Raw genomic sequence first — 5,947 nt, 5'->3', positions numbered from 1 at the left:
CCTCCCAGGGCTCCGGCCCGCGTCCGGGCGCCCCGCGCCCCAGCGGCCAGACTCCCCGTCCGGGCGCCCCGCGTCCCGGCGGCCCCGGCCAGGGCGGCCAGGGTCGCGGCGACCGCGGTGACCGTCCCGGCGCCCCGCGTCCGGGTGGCCAGGCCCCGCGTCCCGGTGCTCGTCCGGCCGGTCCGCGTCCGGGCAACAACCCCTTCACCTCCGGCGGCTCCACCGGCATGGCGCGCCCGCAGGCGCCCCGTCCGGGCGGTGCCCCGCGTCCCGGCGGCCCGGGTGGCCCCGGTGAGCGTCCCGGCGGCGCCCCGCGTCCGCAGGGCCAGGGCGGTCCCCGTCCCCAGGGCGCTGCGGGCGGTCCCCGTCCGCAGGCTCCGGGCGGCCCGCGTCCGACCCCGGGCGGCATGCCCCGTCCGCAGGGCGGTCCCCGTCCCGGCGGCGGCCCCGGCGGCCCGCGTCCGAACCCCGGCATGATGCCGCAGCGTCCGGCTGCCGGCCCGCGTCCCGGCGGCGGTGGCCCCGGCGGCCGCGGTCCCGGTGGCGGCGGTCGTCCCGGTGGCGGTGGCGGCGGCCGTCCGGGCGGCGGCGGCTTCGCCGGTCGTCCGGGTGGCGGCGGCGGTGGCGGCTTCGCCGGCCGTCCCGGCGGTCCCGGTGGCGGTGGCGGCGGTTTCGCCGGCCGTCCCGGTGGTCCCGGTGCGGGTGCCGGCGGCGGTGGCCGTCCCGGCTTCGGCGGTCGTCCCGGTGGTCCGGGCGGTCGTGGTGGCACGCAGGGCGCCTTCGGCCGTCCCGGCGGTCCCGCGCGCCGCGGCCGCAAGTCGAAGCGGCAGAGGCGCCAGGAGTACGAGGCCATGCAGGCGCCGAGCGTCGGCGGCGTGATGCTGCCGCGCGGCAACGGCGAGAGCATCCGTCTCTCCCGCGGCGCGTCGCTCACCGACTTCGCGGAGAAGATCAACGCCAACCCGGCGTCCCTCGTCGCGGTCATGATGAACCTCGGCGAGATGGTCACGGCCACGCAGTCCGTCTCCGACGAGACCCTGCAGCTCCTCGCCGACGAGATGAACTACACGGTTCAGATCGTCAGCCCCGAGGAGGAGGACCGTGAGCTGCTCGAGTCCTTCGACATCGAGTTCGGCGAGGACGAGGGCGGCGAGGAGGACCTGGTCGTCCGTCCGCCGGTCGTGACCGTCATGGGTCACGTCGACCACGGTAAGACCCGACTGCTCGACGCCATCCGCAAGACGAACGTCATCGCGGGCGAGGCCGGCGGCATCACCCAGCACATCGGTGCCTACCAGGTCGCGACCGAGGTCAACGACGAAGAGCGCAAGATCACCTTCATCGACACCCCGGGTCACGAGGCGTTCACCGCCATGCGTGCCCGTGGTGCGAAGTCGACCGACATCGCGATCCTGGTCGTCGCGGCCAACGACGGCGTCATGCCGCAGACGGTCGAGGCGCTCAACCACGCCAAGGCGGCCGACGTCCCGATCGTCGTCGCGGTCAACAAGATCGACGTCGAGGGCGCCGACCCGACCAAGGTGCGCGGCCAGCTGACCGAGTACGGCCTGGTGGCCGAGGAGTACGGCGGCGACACCATGTTCGTCGACATCTCCGCCAAACAGGGTCTGCACATCGACTCCCTGCTGGAGGCCGTGATCCTGACGGCCGACGCCTCGCTCGACCTGCGGGCCAACCCGAACCAGGACGCGCAGGGCATCTCCATCGAGTCCCGTCTCGACCGCGGCCGCGGTGCCGTGGCGACGGTCCTCGTCCAGCGAGGCACGCTGCGGGTCGGCGACACGATGGTCGTGGGCGACGCCTACGGCCGGGTGCGCGCCATGCTCGACGACAACGGCAACAACGTCGCCGAGGCCGGCCCGTCGACGCCGGTCCAGGTCCTGGGCCTGACCAACGTCCCGGGTGCGGGCGACAACTTCATCGTGGTGGACGAGGACCGTACGGCCCGTCAGATCGCGGAGAAGCGCGCCGCCCGTGAGCGCAACGCCGCGTTCGCCAAGCGCACGCGCCGCGTGTCGCTGGAGGACCTGGACAAGGTGCTGAAGGCCGGCGAGGTCCAGCAGCTGAACCTGATCATCAAGGGCGACGCGTCCGGATCGGTCGAGGCGCTGGAATCCTCCCTGCTCCAGCTGGACGTCGGCGAAGAGGTCGACATCCGCGTCCTGCACCGCGGCGTCGGTGCGGTCACGGAGTCGGACATCGACCTGGCGATGGGCTCCGACGCCATCGTGATCGGCTTCAACGTCCGCGCGGCAGGCCGCGCGGCGCAGATGGCCGAGCGCGAGGGCGTGGACGTCCGGTACTACTCGGTCATCTACCAGGCGATCGAGGAGATCGAGGCGGCCCTGAAGGGCATGCTGAAGCCGGAGTTCGAGGAGGTCGAGCTCGGTACGGCGGAGATCCGCGAGGTCTTCAAGTCGTCCAAGCTGGGCAACATCGCCGGTGTCCTCATCCGCTCCGGCGAGGTGCGCCGCAACACCAAGGCCCGCCTCATCCGCGACGGCAAGGTGGTCGCGGAGAACCTCAACATCGAGGGCCTGCGTCGCTTCAAGGACGACGTCACCGAGATCCGCGAAGGGTTCGAGGGCGGTATCAACCTCGGCAACTTCAACGACATCAAGGTGGACGACGTCATCGCGACGTACGAGATGCGCGAGAAGCCGCGCGTCTGATCCAGCACGCGATCGGGGCCGGTCGGCGGGGAAGTTCCTCCACGGAATTTCCGTCGATCGGCCCCGGCCGTTGCGTGTACGGTTCCCGTATCGGCGACGAAGCGTGGCGCCCGTACCCCGAACCGGCGGGACATCCGGACACACATGTATGTGGGGACTCTGTCCTTCGACCTGCTCCTCGGCGACGTCCACTCGCTGAAGGAGAAACGCTCTCTCGTCCGTCCGATCGTGGCCGAACTCCAGCGGAAGTACGCGGTGAGCGCGGCGGAGACGGGCAACCAGAACCTCCACCGCAGGGCCGAGATCGGGCTGGCGGTGGTCTCGGGGGACACAGGGCACCTCACCGACGTACTGGACCGCTGTGAGCGACTGGTCGCCGCGCGGCCCGAGGTGGAACTGCTCTCGGTTCGACGCAGGCTCCACAGCGACGAAGACTGAAGCAAGCGGCAAGAGAAGTTACTAAGGAGACGGACCAGTGGCCGACAACGCGCGTGCCAAGAGGCTGGCGGACCTCATCCGAGAGGTGGTGGCCCAGAAGCTGCAGCGCGGGATCAAGGACCCGCGGCTCGGCTCGCACGTCACCATCACGGACACCCGGGTCACCGGGGACCTGAGGGAGGCGACCGTCTTCTACACCGTGTACGGGGACGACGAGGAGCGAGCCGCGGCGGCGGCCGGACTGGAGAGCGCCAAGGGCGTGCTCCGCTCCGCGGTCGGGGCCGCGGCCGGCGTGAAGTTCACGCCGACGCTGACCTTCGTGGCCGACGCCCTGCCCGACACCGCCCGGACCATCGAGGACCTCCTCGACAAGGCCCGGCAGTCCGACGCGAAGGTGCGCGAGGTCTCGGCCGGCGCCACCTACGCGGGCGAGGCGGACCCGTACAAGAAGCCGGGCGAGGACGAGGACGACGCCGCCGAATGACCCAGAGGAACCAGACGCCCGACGGCCTTGTCATCGTCGACAAGCCGTCGGGCTTCACTTCGCACGACGTGGTCGCCAAGATGCGCGGCATCGCGAAGACGCGCCGCGTCGGACACGCGGGCACCCTCGACCCCATGGCGACGGGCGTGCTCGTCCTGGGCGTCGAGAAGGCGACCAAGCTCCTCGGCCACCTCGCGCTGACCGAGAAGGAGTACCTGGGCACGATCCGCCTGGGCCAGACGACCCTGACCGACGACGCCGAGGGCGAGATCACGGGGTCGGCCGACGCCTCGAAGGTCACCCGGGAGGCCGTCGACGCCGGGATCGCGGAGCTCACCGGCGACATCATGCAGGTGCCGTCCAAGGTCAGCGCCATCAAGATCAACGGCGTGCGGTCCTACAAACGGGCCCGTGAGGGCGAGGAGTTCGAGATCCCGGCCCGCCCGGTCACCGTCTCGTCCTTCTCGGTGTACGACATCCGGGACGCGGTCGCCGAGGACGGCACCCCCGTCCTGGACCTGGTCGTCTCGGTGGTCTGCTCCTCCGGCACCTACATCCGGGCCCTGGCCCGCGACCTCGGCGCCGGCCTCGGAGTCGGCGGCCACCTGACCGCCCTGCGCCGCACCCGCGTCGGCCCCTACAAGCTGGATTCGGCGAAGACGCTCGACGAACTCCAGCAGCAGCTGACGGTCATGCCCATCGCGGACGCCGCCACCGCCGCCTTCCCCCGCTGGGAGGTGGACGCCGGGCGCGCCCGCCTGCTGACGAACGGCGTCCGCCTGGAGATGCCCGACGAGTACGCGACCGCCGGCCCGGTCGCCGTCTTCGACCCCGAGGGACACTTCCTCGCGCTCGTCGAGTCGCAGAAGGGCAAGGCGAAGAGCCTGGCCGTCTTCGGCTGACGACTTCGCCGGCGGAACCGAGGCTGCCCGCCCGTGGAGCGGCGCTCACGGGGTTGCGACGCCGCTCCACGGTCCCCCCTCGGTTCCCCCACCCCTAGGGTGTATCCAGCTACCCCCGCCTGTTCACCCGTCCGGGCAGGCGCTCGGAGTGAACCGAGGGAGTGGAAGGGGGCGCGTTCACGACGTGATCTGTCCCGCTGATCATCCCGCGCCTACCGTCGAACCCAGGGAACGGGTGTACGGCGGGGAGGACGGCCATGACGGGACGAGAGCGGTCCCGGCATACGAGGGACGGTGCGCCGCGGTCACGGGCCGCGGGGGAGCGGCAGAGCCTCGAGGCCGCGGTCGTCCGCATCCACGACCTCGCCGGGCGCCCCCGCGGCACCGGCTTCGTCGCCGACCACGAGGGCACCGTCGTCACCAGCCACGAAGCGGTCGACGGGCTGCCCAGGCTGGTGGTGCACGCGGGCGGCGACCGCACCTGCCTGGTGCCGGCGGAGGCGGTGACCGCCCTCCCCGAGCTGGACCTCGCCCTCGTCCGCACCGAGGGCCTGGCCGTCGACCCGCTCCCCATCACCGTCCGGGACCGGGTCGAGACCGGTACCTACGTCCGTCTCGCCGCCGGCCGCTGGCGCGAGGCCCGGGTCCTCGCCGCGACCTCCGTCACCTACGCGGCGACGGACCGCTACCGCCTCATCGCCGACGCCCTGGAACTGGCCATCGGCACCGCCGGCCAGGACGCGCTGCGGCTCGGCGGGGGCGCCGCCGGAGGCCCGGTCCTGGACGCCGAGACGGGCGCCGTCGTCGCCGTCCTCGGCACGGCACTCCGGTCCGGCCACCGCGACACCGGGTACGCCGTCCCCCTGCGCCCCGGGACCGACGGTGCCCTGGCCGACCTCCTCGCCCGCAACGCGGCCACGGTCCCCGCCTACGGAGCCGACCTCAACCTGGCGGGCGTACTGGAGCTGACGGCCACATCGGTGGGCCAGGACGGCCCGTCGGGGACACCGACCGGTCGGGCGGAGCCGGTACAGCCGGTGGAACGGGCCGAGCCGGCAAGGCAGTTGACGGCCTTCGCGGAAGGACAGGGGTCCTCTCCGGTCCTCGGCCTCGTCGGCTCCCCGGGCAGCGGCCGTACGACGGAACTCGCGGCTCTCGCCGCACGCCGGCACCACCGCGCCGAACCCGCCCCCACGCTGTGGCTGCGCGGAGCCGACCTGTGCGGCGACGACACGTCCGTCGCCGACGCCGCGAGCCGCGCACTGGCCCGCGCCGCCCGCATCGTCGCCGCGTCGGAAGCCACCCACGCGAACGACCTGGGCGACACCGGCCCGACCCGCCTCGCCGCCATCGCCCGCGCCGCCCAACGCCCCCTGCTGCTCCTCCTCGACGGCCCCGAGGAGATGCCCCCGCTCCTCTCCCACCGCCTC

The 5,947-nt window shown here is 72.9% G+C and carries 5 protein-coding genes; all 5 read left to right on the top strand.

Annotated elements, in window-relative coordinates:
• Positions 1-2,693 (top strand): translation initiation factor IF-2 (gene infB / locus GRC12_RS41095; protein WP_208785550.1); only part of this gene is annotated, 2,693 nt, incomplete at its 5' end.
• Positions 2,694-2,837: 144 nt separating this feature from the next.
• Positions 2,838-3,131 (top strand): DUF503 domain-containing protein, encoded by a 294-nt coding sequence (locus GRC12_RS41090; protein WP_031052658.1) that lies wholly within the window; start codon positions 2,838-2,840, stop codon positions 3,129-3,131.
• Positions 3,132-3,168: 37 nt separating this feature from the next.
• The gene (gene rbfA / locus GRC12_RS41085) at positions 3,169-3,615 is read left to right on the top strand and encodes a 30S ribosome-binding factor RbfA (protein WP_208785549.1); all 447 of its coding nucleotides are present in this window, start codon (positions 3,169-3,171) and stop codon (positions 3,613-3,615) included.
• Positions 3,612-4,517 (top strand): tRNA pseudouridine(55) synthase TruB, encoded by a 906-nt coding sequence (gene truB, locus GRC12_RS41080; protein WP_133047441.1) that lies wholly within the window; start codon positions 3,612-3,614, stop codon positions 4,515-4,517. The genes rbfA and truB overlap by 4 nt, the downstream gene beginning before the upstream one ends.
• A gap of 257 nt (positions 4,518-4,774) precedes the next feature.
• Positions 4,775-5,947 (top strand): trypsin-like peptidase domain-containing protein (locus tag GRC12_RS41075; RefSeq protein ID WP_208785548.1); only part of this gene is annotated, 1,173 nt, incomplete at its 3' end.

It is taken from the genome of Streptomyces griseorubiginosus, from assembly GCF_017614965.1.
Taxonomy (GTDB): domain Bacteria; phylum Actinomycetota; class Actinomycetes; order Streptomycetales; family Streptomycetaceae; genus Streptomyces; species Streptomyces griseorubiginosus_B.
Note: the sequence above shows the minus strand (reverse complement) of the source record. Positions and strands in the feature narration are given on the sequence as shown.

Bases quoted from the DNA above. Each gene is read 5' to 3' on its own strand.
- GRC12_RS41090 (WP_031052658.1), top strand. From the start codon at position 2,838: ATGTATGTGGGGACTCTGTCCTTCGACCTGCTCCTCGGCGACGTCCAC.
- truB (WP_133047441.1), top strand. From the start codon at position 3,612: ATGACCCAGAGGAACCAGACGCCCGACGGCCTTGTCATCGTCGACAAG.